The sequence below is a fragment of the Microbacterium alkaliflavum genome (assembly GCF_044325405.1).
Taxonomy (GTDB): Bacteria; Actinomycetota; Actinomycetes; order Actinomycetales; family Microbacteriaceae; genus Microbacterium; species Microbacterium alkaliflavum.
In genome coordinates this window covers 770,283-787,888 of record NZ_JBIQWL010000001.1, presented here as the reverse complement: position 1 = coordinate 787,888, position 17,606 = coordinate 770,283, and the positions used below count along the sequence as shown (strand labels likewise).

18 protein-coding genes are annotated in these 17,606 nt (G+C 71.6%); 7 read left to right on the top strand and 11 right to left on the bottom strand.

Features of this window, described 5'->3' with window-relative positions; all coding sequences use genetic code 11:
* Positions 1–50: 50 nt before the first annotated feature.
* On the top strand, positions 51–515 hold the full coding sequence (locus ACH3VR_RS03410; protein WP_396639340.1) for a GNAT family N-acetyltransferase: 465 nt from the start codon (positions 51–53) through the stop codon (positions 513–515).
* Here ACH3VR_RS03410 and ACH3VR_RS03405 read toward each other — a convergent pair.
* The 4 genes from ACH3VR_RS03405 to ACH3VR_RS03390 form a co-directional block, all read right to left on the bottom strand.
* Positions 493–1,602: a flavin-containing monooxygenase gene (locus tag ACH3VR_RS03405; protein ID WP_396639339.1), complete on the bottom strand. Its 1,110-nt coding sequence runs from the start codon at positions 1,600–1,602 to the stop codon at positions 493–495. The genes ACH3VR_RS03410 and ACH3VR_RS03405 overlap by 23 nt on opposite strands.
* A 91-nt stretch (positions 1,603–1,693) precedes the next feature.
* On the bottom strand, positions 1,694–3,331 hold the full coding sequence (locus ACH3VR_RS03400; protein WP_396639338.1) for a LuxR C-terminal-related transcriptional regulator: 1,638 nt from the start codon (positions 3,329–3,331) through the stop codon (positions 1,694–1,696).
* 141 nt (positions 3,332–3,472) lie between these two features.
* Entirely contained in the window at positions 3,473–4,696 is a 1,224-nt protein-coding gene (gene ispD, locus ACH3VR_RS03395; RefSeq protein ID WP_396639337.1) for a 2-C-methyl-D-erythritol 4-phosphate cytidylyltransferase, read from the bottom strand.
* 27 nt (positions 4,697–4,723) lie between these two features.
* On the bottom strand, positions 4,724–5,206 hold the full coding sequence (locus tag ACH3VR_RS03390; protein ID WP_345799861.1) for a CarD family transcriptional regulator: 483 nt from the start codon (positions 5,204–5,206) through the stop codon (positions 4,724–4,726).
* Positions 5,207–5,350: 144 nt separating this feature from the next.
* Here ACH3VR_RS03390 and ACH3VR_RS03385 point away from each other — a divergent pair, with 144 nt between their 5' ends.
* A complete protein-coding gene (locus tag ACH3VR_RS03385; protein WP_396639336.1) occupies positions 5,351–5,818 on the top strand; it encodes a DNA modification methylase in 468 nt (155 codons plus the stop codon).
* A gap of 67 nt (positions 5,819–5,885) precedes the next feature.
* On the opposite strand, the gene ACH3VR_RS03380 is transcribed toward ACH3VR_RS03385, so the two are convergent.
* Both ACH3VR_RS03380 and ACH3VR_RS03375 read right to left on the bottom strand, forming a co-directional pair.
* Positions 5,886–6,569 (bottom strand): response regulator, encoded by a 684-nt coding sequence (locus ACH3VR_RS03380; RefSeq protein WP_396639335.1) that lies wholly within the window; start codon positions 6,567–6,569, stop codon positions 5,886–5,888.
* A complete protein-coding gene (locus ACH3VR_RS03375) occupies positions 6,566–7,792 on the bottom strand; it encodes a sensor histidine kinase (RefSeq protein ID WP_396639334.1) in 1,227 nt (408 codons plus the stop codon). The genes ACH3VR_RS03380 and ACH3VR_RS03375 overlap by 4 nt, the downstream gene beginning before the upstream one ends.
* Before the next feature lie 167 nt (positions 7,793–7,959).
* On the opposite strand from ACH3VR_RS03375, the gene phoU reads away from it, so the two are divergent.
* Complete coding sequence (gene phoU, locus ACH3VR_RS03370) at positions 7,960–8,649, top strand: phosphate signaling complex protein PhoU (RefSeq protein WP_396639333.1); 690 nt, start codon at positions 7,960–7,962, stop codon at positions 8,647–8,649.
* A gap of 76 nt (positions 8,650–8,725) precedes the next feature.
* On the opposite strand, the gene ACH3VR_RS03365 is transcribed toward phoU, so the two are convergent.
* Positions 8,726–9,475: a phosphoglyceromutase gene (locus ACH3VR_RS03365; protein ID WP_396639332.1), complete on the bottom strand. Its 750-nt coding sequence runs from the start codon at positions 9,473–9,475 to the stop codon at positions 8,726–8,728.
* Between the two features lie 55 nt (positions 9,476–9,530).
* Here ACH3VR_RS03365 and ACH3VR_RS03360 point away from each other — a divergent pair, with 55 nt between their 5' ends.
* The gene (locus ACH3VR_RS03360) at positions 9,531–10,358 is read left to right on the top strand and encodes a methyltransferase domain-containing protein (RefSeq protein WP_396639331.1); all 828 of its coding nucleotides are present in this window, start codon (positions 9,531–9,533) and stop codon (positions 10,356–10,358) included.
* Positions 10,359–10,364: 6 nt separating this feature from the next.
* Here the strand turns inward: ACH3VR_RS03360 and ACH3VR_RS03355 are convergent, their stop codons facing one another.
* The 4 genes from ACH3VR_RS03355 to ACH3VR_RS03340 all read right to left on the bottom strand — a co-directional run bounded on the left by ACH3VR_RS03355 (position 10,365) and on the right by ACH3VR_RS03340 (position 13,601).
* On the bottom strand, positions 10,365–11,477 hold the full coding sequence (locus ACH3VR_RS03355) for an FUSC family protein (RefSeq protein WP_396639330.1): 1,113 nt from the start codon (positions 11,475–11,477) through the stop codon (positions 10,365–10,367).
* On the bottom strand, positions 11,474–12,580 hold the full coding sequence (gene ygfZ / locus ACH3VR_RS03350) for a CAF17-like 4Fe-4S cluster assembly/insertion protein YgfZ (RefSeq protein WP_396639329.1): 1,107 nt from the start codon (positions 12,578–12,580) through the stop codon (positions 11,474–11,476). Before ygfZ ends, ACH3VR_RS03355 begins: the two co-directional genes overlap by 4 nt.
* Positions 12,580–13,176, bottom strand: coding sequence for a nitrobindin family protein (locus tag ACH3VR_RS03345; protein ID WP_396639328.1), 597 nt, complete (start codon positions 13,174–13,176; stop codon positions 12,580–12,582). Before ACH3VR_RS03345 ends, ygfZ begins: the two co-directional genes overlap by 1 nt.
* 134 nt (positions 13,177–13,310) lie before the next feature.
* Entirely contained in the window at positions 13,311–13,601 is a 291-nt protein-coding gene (locus ACH3VR_RS03340; RefSeq protein WP_396639327.1) for a hypothetical protein, read from the bottom strand.
* 113 nt (positions 13,602–13,714) lie between these two features.
* On the opposite strand from ACH3VR_RS03340, the gene ACH3VR_RS03335 reads away from it, so the two are divergent.
* From ACH3VR_RS03335 to ACH3VR_RS03325, 3 genes are all read left to right on the top strand, one after another.
* Entirely contained in the window at positions 13,715–14,410 is a 696-nt protein-coding gene (locus ACH3VR_RS03335; protein WP_396639326.1) for a winged helix-turn-helix domain-containing protein, read from the top strand.
* Positions 14,411–14,494: 84 nt separating this feature from the next.
* Positions 14,495–16,660, top strand: a complete 2,166-nt coding sequence (locus tag ACH3VR_RS03330; protein ID WP_396639325.1) for an RNA degradosome polyphosphate kinase — start codon at positions 14,495–14,497, stop codon at positions 16,658–16,660.
* The gene (locus ACH3VR_RS03325; protein WP_396639324.1) at positions 16,657–17,601 is read left to right on the top strand and encodes an NUDIX hydrolase; all 945 of its coding nucleotides are present in this window, start codon (positions 16,657–16,659) and stop codon (positions 17,599–17,601) included. Before ACH3VR_RS03330 ends, ACH3VR_RS03325 begins: the two co-directional genes overlap by 4 nt.
* Positions 17,602–17,606 lie beyond the last annotated feature (5 nt).

Here is a 17,606-nt window from a genome sequence, read left to right as displayed (position 1 = left end):
TGCCGCGAATCGCGTACATTCGTGAAGTCTCGCGAGAAGGGAAGCACGAAGTGGCGATCGAGATACGCACCGACGACCTCACCGGCGCCGCGACGCTCACCCTCATCGCAAGTCATCTCGACGGCATGCACGACAGTTCGCCGCCGGAGAGCGTGCACGCGCTCGACGTGTCGGCGCTGCGGCATCCCTCGATCACGTTCTGGTCGGCGTGGATCGACGGCGAGCTCGCGGGCATCGGCGCGCTCAAGGTCCTGGGCGCCGAGCGCGGCGAGCTGAAGTCGATGCGGGTCGACGACCGCTTCCGCGGCACGGGCGTCGGGCGGGCGCTCCTCCGCCACATCGTCGCGGAGGCGCGCGAGCGGGGCATGACGAGCCTGTGGCTGGAGACCGGGTCGACCCCCGACTTCACGCCTGCGCAGCGGCTCTATGCGAGCGAGGGTTTCGTCGAGTGCGAGCCGTTCGAGGGCTACACCCACGACCCGTACTCGGTCTTCATGACGCGCGCGCTGGACTGAGGTCGGGCTCGCGCGGTGCCGGTTCGCCGAGCCGATCGGCGAGGTACTCCGCGTCCGCGCCCATGCCCATGAGCGTCGACGACGCCATCGAGTACTGGAACGGCATGCCGAGGAACGCGAGGCCCGGCACCTTCCGCGCCAGGCCGCGGTACTGGTCGGGCGCGCCGGTCTCGTCGAATGCGTCGTCGATCCGGATCCACGAGAGATCCGGCACGGACCCCGTGCACCAGACGATCGTCGCGGGCTCCAGCACGACGCCCTCCGCGGTGACGGGGCGGCCCGTGGGGACGACGTCCACGATGCGCGAGGTGCGTGCGATCCCCGCCCGGTCGAGATCCTTCAGCTTGTTCCGCACGAGATTGATCCCGTGGCCGCGCATCATGTCGCGGATGGCCCGGCCCTTCGCCGAGTCGACGGTGGTCCGCCGCAGGCGGCGGATGAAGACCCCGCTGAGGAGGTTCCCGATGGGCGTGTCGATGTCGACCGGGATCTGCCCGGGGTGGCGTCCGGCCAGGGTCACAGCGTGACCGGCCGCAGCCGCTTCGAGGGCGATGTCGGTGCCCGAGTTGCCGGCACCCACGACGAGCACGGGGCCGGGCGCCAGATCTTCGGGCCCCGCATACTCGAGGGAGTGGAGCTGACGGATGCCGGGGTCCAGCCTCGCGGCGAGGTCGGGCGTGACGGGCACGCGGTGCTCACCCGTGGCGACGATCACACGCTGCGCGGCGAAGGTCTCACCCGCTGCCGTTTCGAGGCGGAATCCCGTTCCGGCACGGGTCAGCGCTGTGACCCTCGTGCTCCCGCGCACGGGCAGCGCGAAACGCTCCGCGTAGCGCTCGAGGTAGTCCGCGAACTGCGCGCCCGTCGGGAAGTCGTACCGGCCGATGCCCAGGCGCAGCCCTGGCAGCTCGGCCAGGCCGCGCGGCGTGAAGAGCTTGAGCGACCGATAGCGTTCCCGCCACGTGTCGCCGACGCGCGGACGGTCGTCGAGGATCACGACGTCGATGCCGCGGTCGCGCAGCCGCTTGGCGGCACCCAGCCCCGCGGCGCCGGCGCCGATCACGATCGTGTCGATCCGAGTGTCCATGATGTCCTCCATTCACGGGTTCGATCGAACGATAGGCGCGCGCATGCGGTGCCCTCATCGGCAGAAATGACCAATCCTGAGCGAGACGGCGTCAGGCGGCGGCGACGAGCCCCTTCTCGAATGCGAACGCCGTCGCGGCCGAGCGGCTCGCCAGCCCGAGCTTGGCGAGGATGTTGCTGACGTGGCGGGCGACGGTCCGCTCGCTGAGGAACAGCCGCCCCGCGATCTCGCGGTTCGACGAGCCCGTCGCGACGAGCCGCAGCACCTCGAGCTCCCGTCGGCTCAGGCCCGCCGCAGCGGCCGCCGCCGGTGCCGACGCCGCGAGGCGCTCGAGGCGAGCGAGGTCGGGCAGCGCGCCGAGGCCCGTCAGCGCCGTGCGCGCGGCGTCGAACTCGAGCTGCGCGGCATCCTCGTCTCCCAGCGCCCGAGCCGTGCAGGCGAGCAGCACGCGCGTGAGGGCGCCGTCGTAGGGATCGTCGAGCTCCCGCCAGCCCATCCACGCGCGCCGGAGGACGGAGAGGGCGAGGTCGGGCTCGCCGCGAGCGAGGAGCACGGCGCCGCTCGCGCGGTCGGCGAGGGCGGTGAGGTAGGTCGTGCCGATCGCGTCGGCGAGGCGGCGGAGCTCGCCGTCGGCGCTCTCCGCGACGGCGAGGTCGCCGCCGTCGGTCTCGAACTCGACCTGGGCGGCGAGGAGGTCGGCGCGTCTGCCCGGCGGAGGCGCGGCGGCGAGCGCCCGGGCGACGCCGGTTCGGGCGGTGGCGGCACGCCCGGCATCCCTGCGCAGCCGACCGAGTCCGGGCTGCACCTCGCGCCCGAGCGCCGCGGCGCGGCGGAAGCCGTCGTCGGCGGGCACGGCACGACCTGCGCGCCGGTGCAGCTCGGCCAGCTCGTAGACCGCGTTCTCGAGCGTCGCGGGGCGGCGTTCGCGTTCTGCGACGTCGGCGAGCACGCTCGCGGCCTCGTCCCACTCGCCGCCGATCCCGAGCACCGTCGCACGGTGCACAGAGCACTCGCCGCGGAACGGCTCGAGCCCGCGCTGCGCATCGCACCACGCGTTCAGGTCGCGGGTCCAGGCGCTCGCGCGGGCGATGTCCCATCGCTCCAGGCATGACGCGATGACCGCGCAGTACACGGGGCCCGCGACCCGGTCGCTCACGCCGCCCGTGGAGATCGACAGCATGAGGGCGTCCATGAGGTCGAAGCCGCGCTCGAACGCCCCCGCGTGCACGAGCGCACGCGCGAGACCCATCGTCGCGAAGACCTCGATGTCGACCGCGCGGGCCTCGCGCGCCAGGGTCATCGCCCGCTCGCCGAGCTCGATGGCATCGTCCACCCGCCCCATGCCCCAGGCGGCCGCCGCCTCGCACGTGACCGCGGTCGCGGCGGCCTCGAGGCCGCCCTCCGCGCTGCGCGCACGGCACAGCTCCAGGAGCCGCGCCATCCAGGCGTGGCCCTTCACCGCGGCACCGTTCTCCTCGAGGGTGTACCCGACCCAGAACGCGCAGCGGATCGCCGCGTCGGTGCTGCCTTCGCCGAGATACCGCTCGTAGGCCGCCGTCCATGCGCGTTCGCACTCATCCATGCGGCCGAGGAACCACGCCGCTGTGCCGAGCTCGTCGAGCTCGGGGGCCGTGGGCGCATCGGCGGCGCGAAGCTCGTCGAAGCGCGCGACCCAGTCGGTCGCGACGGCGCCGCCGCCCGCCGCGGAGCGCCCTCCATCCGTCGGCATGCCGACAGTATGGTTCCGCTCAGACCGGGCGGCAAGGCCGCCGCTCCGCCGGCAGAGCTCGACGGCGGCCGATCGGCGAGGCTACAGCGGGTGGACGAGGCGCCAGTCGCGGGGGGCGGCGTGCTGGGCGTGCCCGAAGCGTTACGCCGGGAGGAGCAGGGCGACGGCGAAGGCCGAGACGCCCTCCCCCGCGCCCGTGAAGCCGAGCCCGTCGGTCGTGGTGGCCGAGACGGACACGGATGCCCCGCCCAGCGCCGCCGACAGCGCGGCCTCCGCCTCGGCACGGCGCGATGCGAACCGCGGCCGGTTGGCCTGCACCTGCACGGCGACGTTCCCGATGCGCCAACCCGCCTCGCCGACGAGGGCCAGCGTGCGGGCGAGGAACGCGTCGGCGTGTGCTCCCGCGTACTCCGGATGATCGGTGCCGAAATGCGTGCCGATGTCGCCGAGGCCCGCGGCCGAGAGCAGGGCGTCGACGATCGCGTGGGCGACGGCGTCGCCGTCGGAGTGGCCCGCGAGCGCGCCCTCGCCCTGCCATTCCAGGCCGGCGAGCCAGAGATCGCCCTCGCCGCCGAAGGCGTGCACGTCGGTGCCGACGCCGACACGCGGCGCGGGCGGCACGCGATCGAGCGTCGCCGTGACAGGGGCGACGGGTGCCACGAGCCCCCGTGCGCGCTCGAGATCGGCGGGCGTCGTGATCTTGAAGGCGAGGGGGTCGCCCGCGACGGCGGCGACGGGATGCCCCGCGCTCGCCACGACTGCCGCGTCGTCGGTGAAGTCCTCGTCGGCCGCCGCATACGCAGCGTCGAGCACGTCGCGGCGGAAGCCCTGCGGCGTCTGGGCTGCGGCGAGCTCGGCACGGTCGACGGCGGCCACGATGGCGGGGCCGTCGACGCGCTTGATCGTGTCGATCACGGGCAGCACGGGGATGGCGCCCGCCGCGCCCGCCTCGATCGCCCCGATGACGCGCTCGAACACCGCGGGCGGCGTGAGCGCGCGCGCCGCGTCGTGCACGAGCACGATCTCGACGTCGGGCCAGACCGCGTGCAGACCGGCCTGCACGGACTCCTGACGCGTCGAGCCGCCCGTCGCGATCGACACGAGGTCGCGGCGGTCGCCGGCAGTCTCGAGGGCCTCGGTCAGCGCGTCGCCCTCGCGCCCCGCGGGCGCGACGACGACCACCTGCGCCGCGGGCGCCGCGAAGACGCCGCGCAGCGCGTGGCGCAGGATCGTGTGCGCGTCGAGGCCTACGAAGGCCTTGGGCGCACGCCCGCCGAGGCGGGTGCCGGACCCTGCGGCGACGACGATGACGGCAACGCGTGGGACAGGGATCAGGCCCGGTCCCCGAGCAAGGTCGAGGGGCACACGATCACGCTACCGCCCCGCGAAACGTCAGGAGGCGAGGACCTCGTCGAGGACGACGCTCGCCTGCTCCTCGTCGGTCTTCTCGGCGAGCGCGAGCTCGGAGATGAGGATCTGGCGGGCCTTCGCGAGCATGCGCTTCTCGCCCGCCGACAGGCCGCGGTCCTGGTCGCGGCGCCACAGGTCGCGCACGACCTCGCTCACCTTGATGACGTCGCCCGAGGCGAGCTTCTCGAGGTTGGCCTTGTACCGGCGCGACCAGTTGGTCGGCTCCTCCGTGAAGGGGGCGCGCAGCACCTCGAAGACGCGCTCGAGGCCCTCCTTGCCGATCACGTCGCGCACACCGACGAGGTCGACGTTGTCGGCCGGAACCTCGATCGTCAGGTCGCCTTGGGTGACGCGGAGCTTGAGGTAGACCTTTTCCTCGCCTTTGATGATTCGGGTCTTGACTTCTGCGATTGTCGCCGCCCCGTGGTGCGGGTAAACAACGGTCTCGCCAACCTCAAAAAGCATGCAGTTATGTCCTTTCGGCAACCTCCAGAATACCACAGGCGACATACGCTAAGGTTCGCGCCCCACCCCCGCCGCTCTGCTCCGCGCGCGCGAGCGCAACCCCCTAGAATGCAAAGGATGCCGTCGTCCGTTCCAGGAGGATCTGTGAAATCGCGCTTCATCGCGTCGCTCGCCCTCGGTGCCGCCGTCCTCATGGGGACGACGGGCTGTGCCATGTTGGCGACCCAGGCGACGACGATCCCCTACTCGCCGGCCGATGGCCGCAACGTGCCGGAGTCCGGCCCGATCCTCATCCGCAACGCGCTGTTCGTCGCGGACGAGAGCGGCCAGGACGCCAACTTCCTTGCCGCGCTGATCAACCAGACCGACAAGTCGCAGACGCTGCACCTCGAGATCGGCGACGAGAAGAAGATCTCCAAGACGGTGCGCGTGCCCGCCGGCGAGACCGTGAGCCTCGGCGTCACGGAAGACCCGCTGCTCGTCGAGGGACTCGACGTGAAGCCCGGCGCCGACGTGCTGGTCTACTTCCAGTCGGGAGACGCGGAGGGCATCGCCGTGTCGATCCCCGTGCTCGACGGCGCGCTCGACTACCTGTCGCCCTTCGTCCCGTAAGGCCCCCGACTTCGACGAAACGGCCCCTCCCCGCCGGGAGGGGCCGTTTCGCGTGTCAGGCGGGCGCTCAGCCCTCGAAGCGGTAGCCCAGGCCGCGCACCGTCACGAGCATCGACGGCTCGCCGGGGTTCTCCTCGATGCGCGAGCGGATGCGCTTGATGTGCACGTCGAGCGTCTTGGTGTCGCCGAAGTAGTCGGTCCCCCACACGCGGTCGATGAGCTGTCCGCGGGTGAGGACGCGACCGGCGTTGCGCATGAGCACCTCGAGCAGCTCGAATTCCTTGAGCGGCATGCTGATCTCCGAGCCCTCGACGGCGACCGTGTGGCGGTCGATGTCGAGGGTCACGCGGCCGCCGTTGAGCACGCGCTCGTCGAGGTCGGCATCCGCCGACGACAGGCGGCGCAGCACGGCGCGCATGCGGGCGAGTAGCTCGCGCGCGGAGTAGGGCTTGGTCACGTAGTCGTCGGCGCCGAGCTCGAGGCCCACCACGATGTCGACCTCGGAGTCCTTGGCGGTCAGCATGATGATGGGCACGGCCGACGAGACCCGCAGCTGGCGGCACACCTCGGTGCCGGGCATCCCGGGCAGCATGAGGTCGAGGAGCACGATGTCGGCGCCGCGCTCGCGGAACGCGGTGAGGGCCGTCGGCCCGTCTTCGGCGATCTCGACCTCGTAGCCTTCGCGGCGCAGGAGGTAGGCGAGCGGGTCGGCGAGGTCCGGCTCATCCTCGACGATCAGGACGCGGGTCATGGGGTGTCTCCGTTCAGCGGGGTGGGAACTGCGGGCGCGGGCTGCTTGGGCGCGGCCTTCGTGCGCTTCTTGCGCTTCTTGCGGGGCTCGTCGACCATGGGCCCGTCGACGAGCGGGAGCCGGATGGTGAACGTCGAGCCGCGGCCCGGGCGTGACCACACCGTGACCTCGCCGCCGTGGCGCTGCACGGCGTGCTTGACGATCGCGAGGCCCAGGCCCGTGCCGCCCGTGCGCCGAGAGCGCGCCTGGTCGGCGCGGTAGAACCGCTCGAACACGCGCTCCTGCTCGCCCTCGTTGATGCCGATGCCGCGATCCGTCACGGCGATCTCGGCGATCCGGTCGACGGCCCGCACGCCGACGCCGACGGCCGAGCCGCTCGGCGAGTAGGCGATCGCGTTGGCGACGAGGTTGCCGAGGGCCTCGCTCAGCACCTGCGGATCTCCGCGCACGTAGAGTCCGCGCTCGCCGCCGCGCACCACCGTGACGCCCGCCGAGTCCGCCTGGATCGCGTGCGCTTCGACGGCAGAGGCGACGACCTCGTCGACCGAGACGTCGCGGTCGTCGTTGAGCTCGTCGGCGGCCTGCAGGCGCGACAGACTCATGATGCGCGAGGTCAGCAGGGCCAGACGGGATGCCTCGGCGGTCAGGCGCGATGCGAAGGCCCGCACCTGATCGGGGTCGTCGGCGGCCGACTCGATGGCCTCGGCGAGCAGGCTCACGGCGCCGACGGGCGTCTTGAGCTCGTGGCTCGTGTTGGCGACGAAGTCGCGGCGCATCTCCTCGACGCGCTCCTTCTCGGTGATGTCGCGCAGGATGAGGAACATCGACCGCGCAGAGATGGGCGTCGCCCGCACGACCACGAGGCGGGACTCGGCGGGCGGTGCCCCGCGCCGCAGGCGCAGCGTCTCGGTCGCCGCGGACTCGCCGGAGCGCGCGCGGCGCGCGACGGCTTTGAGCTCTTCGGCGGGAATGGCGACGCCTTCCACCATGCCGAAGGGGGCGGCGGACCCGGAGGCGGCGAGCACGGTGAAGGAGGCGTCGATGACGGCGGCGGGGTCGTCCATCGCGTGCAGCACCGCCGAGACGCCCTCGGGCACGGCGGAGCTGGTCTCGGCGCGGAAGCGGTCGCGTGCCCGCAGCGACCCGAGGATGACGGTCGACACCAAGCCCCCGATAGCCACCCCGAGAATCAGGGCGAGCAGCGCGAGCTGCGTCGAATCCATAACGACAGGGTACGGGGCGGCTCAGAGCCCGTCCGGCCACGGGGCGTCCCCGCTCGGCAGGCGGCGGTTAGTATTCACTGGCGCGGCACCGTCCGTTAACCTTCGCTGACGACAATCGCGGGGGTCGCGGTGTGCCCGCGTGCCCGCGGAGAGGAAAGGTGTCGCGCATGCGCGAAGTGTTCCATCAGTCACTGGAGGACGTCCAGTCTCGTCTGGTCGAGATCTCGGAGCTCGTGACGACCGCGATCGAGAAGGCCACGACCGCCTTCGGGACGAGCGACGTCACCCTGGCCGAAGAGGTCATCGACGCGGACGCGATCATCGACGAGAAGGCCATCGAGCTCGACGAGCTCGCGATCGAGATCCTGGCCCGCCAGTCGCCCGTCGCGCGCGACCTCCGGGTCGTCGTCAGCGCGCTGCGCATCAGCGCGTCGCTCGAGCGCATGGGCGACATCGCCGAGCACATCGCGCAGCTGACGCGCATGCGCTTCCCCGAGCGCGCCATCCCGAAGGGTCTCAAGAGCACCTTCACGCAGATGGGTCAGCTCGACGTGGAGGTCGCACGCAAGCTCACGGAGCTTCTGCGCACTCAGGACCTCGAGATCGCCGAAGAGCTCCGCAACACCGACGACAAGATCGACGACCTGCACGTGTCGGTGTTCGAGAAGGTGCTGTCCGACTCGTGGCAGGGCGAGACGGCCGCCACGGTCGACGCGACGCTCGCGAGCCGCTACCACGAGCGCTTCGCCGACCACGCCGTGTCGATCTCGAAGAAGGTCGCCTACCTCGCGACCGGCGACTGGACCACCGACAGCGACGACACGTTCGTCGCGCACGGGGTGACGTCGACGTCGTAGTCGCCGCCTGCGCACAGACCAGAAGAGCGGATGCCCCCGGGGGGAGGCATCCGCTCTTCTCATCTCGTACGGGCGGCTACTTCTTGCCCTGCGCGGCGACCGCCGCGGCGCCGGCGGCGGCGGCCTCGGGGTCGAGGTACTCGCCCGGGCCGGCGGGCGTGAAGTCCTCGTTGAGGCGGTACACGAGCGGGATGCCGGTGGGGATGTTGAGCTCGGCGATGTCGGCGTCGCTGATGCCGTCGAGGTGCTTCACGAGGCCGCGCAGCGAGTTGCCGTGGGCCGTGACGAGCACCGTCTTGCCCGACGCGAGGTCGGGCTTGATGTCGCTCTCCCAGTACGGCAGGAAACGGTCGATGACGAGCTTGAGCGACTCCGTGCGCGGGAGATCGCCGTCGAGGTCGGCGTAGCGCGGGTCGCCGACCTGGCTCCACTCGGAGTCGTCGGCGAGCACGGGCGGCGGCACGTCGAACGAGCGGCGCCACAGCATGAACTGCTCCTGGCCGAACTCCTCGAGGGTCTGCGCCTTGTCCTTGCCCTGCAGGGCGCCGTAGTGCCGCTCGTTGAGGCGCCACGTGCGCTTGACCGGGATCCACGCGCGGTCGGCGGCGTCGAGGGCGATGTTCGCGGTCTGGATGGCCCGCGTGAGGACGGACGTGTGCAGGACGTCGGGCAGGAGGCCGGACTCCTTGATCAGCTCGCCGCCGCGCTGGGCTTCGGCCTTCCCCTGGTCGGAGAGCCGGACGTCGACCCATCCGGTGAAGAGATTGAGCTTGTTCCATTCGGACTGGCCGTGGCGAAGCAGGATGAGCGTGTAGGGCGCGGTCATGCTCGCCATGATACCGAGGGCGGATGACCCGCATCGGCCTGGCATCATGGGGTTCATGGCGACCGGCCGCTCCCCCGTCGGGCAGGTGACTCGAGGCACCACGGGGACCAACCGCCTGAGGCGCGTGGACCGGTGGATCGCCCGGCATCACGCCCTCCGCCGGGCCGCCGATCCGCTGGTGGTCGACCTCGGCTACGGCGCGAGCGGCGTCACGGCCCTCGAGCTGCACGCACGGCTCGCACGCTCGCGCCCCGACGTCGAGGTGCTGGGCCTCGAGATCGAGCCCGCGCGCGTCGCGCGCGCTCGCGAGCAGCTCACCGCCGTGCGCGCCGGCGCGACGGGATTCTCCCCCGACGCGCGCGTGTCGTTCGCGCTCGGCGGCTTCGAGGTGCCCGTGCCGGGCGGGCGGCGACCCGCCGTCATCCGCGCCATGAACGTCCTGCGGCAGTATCAGGAGGCCGAGGTCGCGGACGCGTGGCGGCGCATGTGCGCGCGGCTCGCCCCGGCGGGGCTCCTCGTGGAGGGCACGTGCGACGAGCTGGGCCGCATCACGACGTGGGTCGCGCTCGGCGCGGACGCCGAGCCGCGCTCGCTCACGGTCTCGCTGCGCCTCGCGGGGCTGGAGCATCCCTCCATCGCCGCCGAACGGCTGCCCAAGGCGCTCATCCACCGCAACGTGCCGGGAGAGCGCGTGCACGCGTTCCTCGCGGCGCTCGACGCCGAGTGGGACCGAGCGGCCGGGGTCGCCCCGTTCGGCCCCGTGCATCGGTGGCAGACGGCGCTGGGCGCGATGGCCTCGGCGGGATGGCCGCTCGAGGCGCGCGCGCGGTGGCGCCTCGGCGAGGTGACGGTGCCGTGGAGCGCGGTCGCCCCCGCGGACTGACGCGGGTCAGATCCGCGGGATCTCCTTGCGCGCCTGGGCGGAATCGAGTCCCGTGGCGGTGAGCAGGTCGACCACGAGCGGGCGCAGCGCCGCAACGAGGTTGTGATCGCCCAGCGACGCGTCGGGGAGCACTGCCGCCGGATCGAGCCGGCCCGCGACGGCGCGGAGCGCCTCCCGCGCCGCCGGCTCGAGCGAGATGTCGTCGAGGGATGCCGCGACCACGCCGGCCGCGCGGGCGATCTCGCCGAGCAGGTCGGCCGGCACGGGGCGGGGCGTGCCGTCGTCGCACACGTACACGACGCGTCGCCCGATGACGCGGAGGTTGCGCACGGCGAGGTCCATCGCCGTGCGCACGCGATCGTGGCGCTGCAGCTCCGAGCGACGGCGCTGCAGGAACGGCGAGATGCGCGCGACGGCGACGCCGGACTCCACAGACGAGCGCCAGTTCTCGACGAGCGGTGTGAGGGCGCGTGCCTTCTCGAGGCCGCGCTCGGCGCGGAATCGGTCGCCGCGGCGAAGAGCCTGCACGAGCGCCGTCGTGGTCGCGTCGAACGCCGCGAAGAGCGCGCGCGCGTCGCGCAGCTCCGCCTTGAGGGGATTGCGCGGGATGAGCGCCGTCACGAGGAGGGCGGCGACACCGCCGACCAGGCCGTCGTACAGCCGGACGAACGGCACGGGCGACGGGACCACCATGACGATGAGCGACTGGATGGCCGCGGCGATCGCGAAGCCGGCCTTGTCGGAGACGAACCGCGCGATGACGAGCGTCACGGCGAGCGCGAGCGCGATCTGCCACCAGCCGCTGCCGGTCGCAAGGAACAGCAGCTCGGCGACGACGATGCCCAGGAGCATCCCGAGCACCGTCTCGAGCACGCCGCGAGGCCTCGCGTCGCGCACCAGCCCGAGACTTCCCACGGTCACGGTCGCGGTGAGGAGGGGTGCGGGATGCCCGAGCACGTAGTGGCTGAACGAGTACGCCGCCGTCGCCGCGACGACGATCTGCAGGATCGCGATCGATGATGCCTGCACACGCGCGAGCGCGGGGCGCGGGTCGACGCGGCGCCGCCAGCCCGTCGGGATCGCCTGTGTCGAGGGCGCTCCGGACGAGCCGCCGGTCATCGCGCCTGAGTGCGGCGCGACAGTCGCGGAAGGCGGGGAACGGATGCCGTCGCACCGGCCTCCGGCGGGACGACGACCTCCTGCGACGCCGACACGGGCGCCTCGGCGGTCTCGACGAGCAGGCCCGCGTCGACGGGCGTCGAGCGCCGGACGACGGCGAGCGCGATCGGCCCGTCTTCGTAGTGCAGCGCGACCGATGTCACGACCCCGACCGCGTCGTCGCCCACGCGGACGACCGAGCCGTGTGCGGGCAGGACGCTCTCGCTCCCGTCGAGGTCGAGCGCGACGAGCCGTCGCGGCGGATGCCCGAGGTTGTGCACCTTGGCGATCGTCTCCTGGCCGCGGTAGCAGCCCTTGCTCAGGTGCACCGCGGTGCGCAGCCAGTCGACCTCGTGCGGGAGCGTGCGCTCGTCGACCTCGGCCGACCACCGCGGGCGCCACGCCGCGACGCGCAGGGCGTCCGCCGCGACGAGACCCGCCAGGGCGAGGTCGCCGCGAGCGGCGGCATCCGCGATCCGCTCCTCCTCCGCGCGCGTGACGATGGCCTCGGCCCAATCGCGATCGGCGCCGGGGTGGGGCTCGACGGCCGCGTACGCGTGGCCGCCCGCCGTGACGCCGGGCCACGGGTCGCGCCATACGAGCGGCACGCCGTGCGGATCGGCCGGCGAGGCGACCGCCAGCCCGTCGGCGGTGCCGCCCACGACGGCGTACTCGTCGCTCGCGTCGCGCGGCGCGACGCGCAGGCGGAACCGCATGCGCAGCAGCCAGGCCAGGAGCGCGTCGGCGTCGCCGGCGTCGGCGATGAGCCACGTCGTCTCGCCGTCGTCGACGACGGCGGCGGCGTGCTCGACATGTCCGTGCGGATCGAGGATGAGCAGCTCGGTGCTCTCTCCCGGCGCGAGCGTCGTGAGGGCCTGCGAGGTGAGCGAGTCGAGCCACGACAGCCGGTCCTCGCCGGGTACCGCGATGACGCGGCGATCGCCGAGCGGGGCGACGGCGCGGCCTGCCGCGAGCGCGCGCTGCTCGGTGAGCGGGTTGCCGAGGTGCAGGAGTCCCGTCTCATCGAGGACGGCGCCCGGGACGAGGGCGAAGCGCGCGCTCATCATTCCGCCCGCGCGAGCCGGGCCGAGGCGTGCGAAGCCAGCTCGCCGCCGAGGGCCGCGATGTCCCACGCCCACAGCAGGTGCCCCTCGACGAGGCCGTACATGCGGGATGCCGCGGCATAGGCCTTCGCGCCGGCCGTGCGCACGACGGCGTCGGTCGCGATGTCGATGCGCGGGCCGCGCACCTGGCCGAGGTACAGCTCGCTCACGCCGTCCGAGTGCACGATCGTCGCCTCGATGTCGAAGCCGCCCCCGCTGTTGCGCAGCTCCTCGACGTCGTCGGCCGCGCGCGGTGCGGCGACCGTCGTCGCGGGCAGCAGGCCGGGCCCGGCGTCCGCGGCGGTCGCGGCGCGCGACAGCCGCCAGAAGCCCATCTCGGCGACGAGCGGCGTGCGCTCCTCGCCCAGGAGCCACGCGGACGCCGCGTAGTTGAGGTAGTCGCCGCCGTCATGGCTGAAGCTCACGCGATGCGCGAACTCGCCGTCGAAGCGGTGATCGCCCGCCTCGTAGTCGATGACGCCCGTGCCCTCCCACACGCCGATCAGCCACGAGAGCGGCACGAGATCGGCGGGGAGGTCGGTCGGCAGTTCGAGCACGACGCGCCCGATCAGCGCTGGCCGCGATACAGGTTCTTCAGCACGACGCCCGACACGAAGACGATCGACAGCGACGCAAGGGCGAGAAGCCCGACGAAGAAGAGTTCGAGCGCGACGAGATCCATGCGCCCAGCCTACCCGGGAATGATCGACGCGAGACCGAACCCCAGGCTTATGACGCCGAGGACGACGAACGCGCCCAGGATGCTGATCGCGACGCGCTGGATGTAGCCCTGCGAGCGCCCGTACCCGAGCTGCACCGCGAAGGCGAGGATGAGGCATCCGCCCAGCCCGACGACGAGCCAGGCCGCCCGCCAGTCGGACGGCACGAAAAGCCCGATCGAGAGGCCGATCACGGCCGCCGCGACCCACACGGCGACGATGCCGCCGGTGGAGCGGCGCGGGGTGAGGGCGGGTGCAGCCATGCACCCCATTGTGACGCAGCACGATGGTCGCCGCACGGCGCAGCGGCGCCGAGTTGCGCCTACACCCTAAACTGGGGTTCCACGCCGCGACCCCTGCGTCGGGAGGTTCACCTTTGGCACAGCTCCTCGTACTGAGTTCCGCACACGGAGGAGGCCCGGTTCTGCCCTCTCTCGAGCTTCTCAGCCACCGAGTGCGCCAGATCCCGGCAGAGCCCGCATCGCTCGTCAACGCTCCGAGCGCCGACGTCATCTTCGTCGACGCGCGCGTCGACCTCGTCGGCGCCAAGTCGCTCTGCAAGATCCTCAACACGACGGGTCTGGACGCTCCGCTCGTGCTCGTGGTGACGGAGGGCGGTCTCACGGCGGTCTCCACGGACTGGGGCATCGACGACGTCATCCTCGTGACGGCGGGGCCTGCCGAGGTCGACGCGCGCGTGCGCCTCGCCGTCGGACGCATGTCGAAGGAGCAGGTCTCGACCCGCATCCAGACGTCGGGCATCACGATCGACGAGTCGTCGTATTCCGCCAAGGTGCACGGCAAGCCCCTCGACCTCACCTACAAGGAGTTCCAGCTCCTGCACTTCTTCGCGACGCACCCGTCGCGCGTCTTCACGCGCGAGCAGCTGCTCAGCGAGGTGTGGGGCTACGACTACTTCGGCGGCACGCGCACCGTGGACGTGCACGTGCGACGCCTCCGGGCGAAGCTCGGCGACCTCGAGCAGCTCATCGGCACCGTGCGCAACGTGGGCTACCGCTTCAACGTGTACGACGACGACCAGCTGCCCGCGCCGACGCACACCTCCGCGTAGCGCGGACACCTCTGCGCCGCATCCGATTCATCCCCGGTTCACTTAGTTCACTCACTCGTCACGTGGCCCTGCAATGATGAGGGGATGATCGAACACGAGGTGCTCGACGCCGGTCTCGGCGATGCCGACGACGACGACTTCGAGCTTTCCGAGACCTTCGACTCGCAGCTGCCCGACGGCCGCTATCTCGATCGCGAGCTCAGCTGGCTCGCGTTCAACCAGCGCGTCCTCGAGCTCGCCGAAGACCCTCACCTCCCCGTGCTCGAGCGGGCGAACTTCCTCGCGATCTTCGCGAGCAACCTCGACGAGTTCTTCATGGTGCGCGTCGCGGGTCTCAAGCGCCGCATCATCACGGGCCTCGCCGTCCCGACGAATGTCGGCCGCGCCCCGCTGGACGTGCTCGCCGACATCTCTGCCGAGGCCCATCGACTGCAGCTGCGGCACGCGGATGCCTGGACCTCGGCCGTGAAGCCGGCGCTCGCCGAGGCGGGCATCGAGGTCGTGACGTGGGACGCCCTCACCGGCGATGAGCGCGAACGGCTGTACGAGTACTTCCAGGCACAGGTCTTCCCCGTGCTCATGCCGCTTGCCGTCGACCCGGCCCACCCTTTCCCGTACATCTCGGGCCTGTCGCTGAACCTCGCGATCCGCATCCGCAACGCCCGCACGGGACGTCAGGAGTTCGCGCGTCTCAAGGTGCCGCCGATGCTCCCCCGGTTCGTCGAGGTGACCCGCGACGGCGAGACCGCGCGCTACCTGCCGCTCGAGTACCTCATCTCCAACAACCTGGGAGACCTGTTCCCCGGCATGGAGATCCTCGACCACCACACGTTCCGCCTGACGCGCAACGAGGACGTCGTGATCGAGGAGGACGAGACCGAGAACCTCATCCAGGCGCTCGAGGCCGAGCTGCTGCGCCGCCGGTTCGGCCCGCCCATCCGCCTCGAGGTCACCGAGGACATGGACGACCTGACGCTCGACCTCCTCATCAAGGAGCTCGACATCACCGACCAGGAGGTGCACCGCCTCCCCGGGCCCCTCGACCTCCGCGGCCTGTTCGATCTCGGCCGCATCGACCGGCCCGACCTGCGCTACCCGCCGCACGTGCCGACGACCGCACTCGCCTTCCAGCCCGGCGAGCAGTCGAGTCGCGCCGACCTGTTCGGGGCGATCCGCAAGGGTGACGTGCTCGTGCACCACCCGTACGAGTCGTTCGCGACGAGCGTGCAGGCGTTCCTCGAGCAGGCGGCGAAAGACCCGCACGTGCTCGCCATCAAGCAGACGCTGTACCGCACGTCGGGCGACAGCCCCATCGTGCAGGCGCTCATCGACGCCGCAGAAGCCGGCAAGCAGGTGCTCGCGCTCGTCGAGGTGAAGGCGCGCTTCGACGAGGCGGCCAACATCGTGTGGGCGCGCAAGCTCGAGAAGGCCGGCGTCCACGTCGTCTACGGCCTCGTGGGCCTGAAGACCCACTGCAAGCTCGCGCTCGTCATCCGCGAGGAAGACGGCGTGCTCAAGCACTACAGCCACATCGGCACGGGCAACTACAACCCCAAGACGAGCCGCATCTACGAGGACTTCGGCCTCTTCACGATCGACGACCAGGTGGGTCGCGACCTGACGCGCCTGTTCAACGAGCTGAGCGGCTACGCGATCGAGAAGAAGTTCAAGCGCCTCCTGGTCGCCCCCCTGCACTTGCGCAAGGGGCTGCTGCGCCAGATCGACGCCGAGCGCCGCAACGCGCTCGACGGCAAGCCCGCGCGCATCCGCATCAAGGTCAACTCGATGGTCGACGAGCAGATCATCGATGCGCTCTACCGCGCGAGCCAGGCGGGCGTCCCCGTCGAGGTGTGGGTGCGCGGCATCTGCTCGCTCAAACCGGGTGTCGAGGGCATGAGCGAGAACATCACGGTGCGCAGCATCCTCGGCCGCTATCTCGAGCACTCGCGCATCTTCGCGTTCCACAACGACGGCGATCCGCAGGTGTACATCGGCAGCGCCGACATGATGCACCGCAACCTCGACCGCCGCGTCGAAGCGCTCGTGCGCGTCGTCGCGCCCGCACACCTGAAGGAGCTGCTCGACCTGTTCGCGCTCGCGATGGCCGACACCACGAGCTCGTGGTGGCTGGGCCCCGACGGCGAGTGGACGCGCCACAGCCGCGACGCCGACGGCAAGGCGCTCGTCGACATCCAGGACCGCACGATGAGCAACGTCCAGCGTCGTCGGCGGGCCCGGGCGGTGCGATGACGAACGCCGACACCGCGGTCTACGCGGCGGGAGGTGTCGTCTGGCGCCTCGTGGAGGGCAAGCTCTCCGTGCTGCTGATCCACCGGACCGCCTATCGCGATGTCACCCTGCCCAAGGGCAAGGTCGACCCCGGCGAGACGCTCGCCGAGACCGCGGCCCGCGAGATCCACGAGGAGACCGGCATCCGGGTGAGCCTCGGCGTGCCCATCGGCGTCTCGCGCTACCGCATGCCGAACAAGCGGCAGAAGATCGTGCACTACTGGTCGGCCGAAGCGACGGATGCCGCGATCCGGGCGTCGGCGTTCGTGCCCAACCGCGAGATCGCGGCGATCGAGTGGGTCTCCCCCAAGAAGGCGCTCAAGCGGCTGAGCTATCCCGTCGATGTCGAGATCCTGGAGAACTTCCTCAAGTTCGTCGACGACGGCGTTCTCGCGACGTTCCCCCTCATCGTGCTGCGCCACGCGAAGGCCGTGCCGCGCGAGGAATGGAAGGGCGAGGACGACGTGCGTCCGCTCTCGCACCGCGGGCGCAAGCAGGCCAATGCCGCCGTCGGCCAGCTCATCGCGTTCGGTCCGCGAAAGATCGTGTCGTCGCCGGCCGTCCGCTGCATGAAGACCGTGGCACCGCTGTCGTCGACGCTGGGCCGGCGCATCGAGCAGACCCCCCTCATCAGCCAGGATGCCTGGGAGGAGGGCGAGTCCGACGCCCGCCGCATCGTGGGCGAGCGCGTGCGCGCGCGCAAGGCCGCCGTGCTGTGCAGCCACGGCCCCGTGCTGCCCGACATCCTGAGCGAGATCGCCCTGGCGACCGGGACGCTCCGCGGCTCGTACCTCGGCAGCGCGTCGGCGCTCGACACCGGCGCGTTCTCCGTCGTGCACCTCTCGGCGACGAACCCGGGGTCGGGCATCGTCGCCATCGAGACGCACGAGCCCAAGGTCTGACGCGA

Excerpts from the sequence above, each read along its gene's own strand:
- ACH3VR_RS03405 (WP_396639339.1), bottom strand. The coding sequence starts at position 1,602 with ATGGACACTCGGATCGACACGATCGTGATCGGCGCCGGCGCCGCGGGG.
- ACH3VR_RS03400 (WP_396639338.1), bottom strand. The coding sequence starts at position 3,331 with ATGCCGACGGATGGAGGGCGCTCCGCGGCGGGCGGCGGCGCCGTCGCG.
- ACH3VR_RS03390 (WP_345799861.1), bottom strand. The coding sequence starts at position 5,206 with ATGCTTTTTGAGGTTGGCGAGACCGTTGTTTACCCGCACCACGGGGCG.
- ACH3VR_RS03380 (WP_396639335.1), bottom strand. The coding sequence starts at position 6,569 with ATGACCCGCGTCCTGATCGTCGAGGATGAGCCGGACCTCGCCGACCCG.
- ACH3VR_RS03375 (WP_396639334.1), bottom strand. The coding sequence starts at position 7,792 with ATGGATTCGACGCAGCTCGCGCTGCTCGCCCTGATTCTCGGGGTGGCT.
- phoU (WP_396639333.1), top strand. The coding sequence starts at position 7,960 with ATGCGCGAAGTGTTCCATCAGTCACTGGAGGACGTCCAGTCTCGTCTG.
- ACH3VR_RS03365 (WP_396639332.1), bottom strand. The coding sequence starts at position 9,475 with ATGACCGCGCCCTACACGCTCATCCTGCTTCGCCACGGCCAGTCCGAA.
- ACH3VR_RS03360 (WP_396639331.1), top strand. The coding sequence starts at position 9,531 with ATGGCGACCGGCCGCTCCCCCGTCGGGCAGGTGACTCGAGGCACCACG.
- ACH3VR_RS03355 (WP_396639330.1), bottom strand. The coding sequence starts at position 11,477 with ATGACCGGCGGCTCGTCCGGAGCGCCCTCGACACAGGCGATCCCGACG.
- ygfZ (WP_396639329.1), bottom strand. The coding sequence starts at position 12,580 with ATGAGCGCGCGCTTCGCCCTCGTCCCGGGCGCCGTCCTCGATGAGACG.
- ACH3VR_RS03340 (WP_396639327.1), bottom strand. The coding sequence starts at position 13,601 with ATGGCTGCACCCGCCCTCACCCCGCGCCGCTCCACCGGCGGCATCGTC.
- ACH3VR_RS03330 (WP_396639325.1), top strand. The coding sequence starts at position 14,495 with ATGATCGAACACGAGGTGCTCGACGCCGGTCTCGGCGATGCCGACGAC.
- ACH3VR_RS03325 (WP_396639324.1), top strand. The coding sequence starts at position 16,657 with ATGACGAACGCCGACACCGCGGTCTACGCGGCGGGAGGTGTCGTCTGG.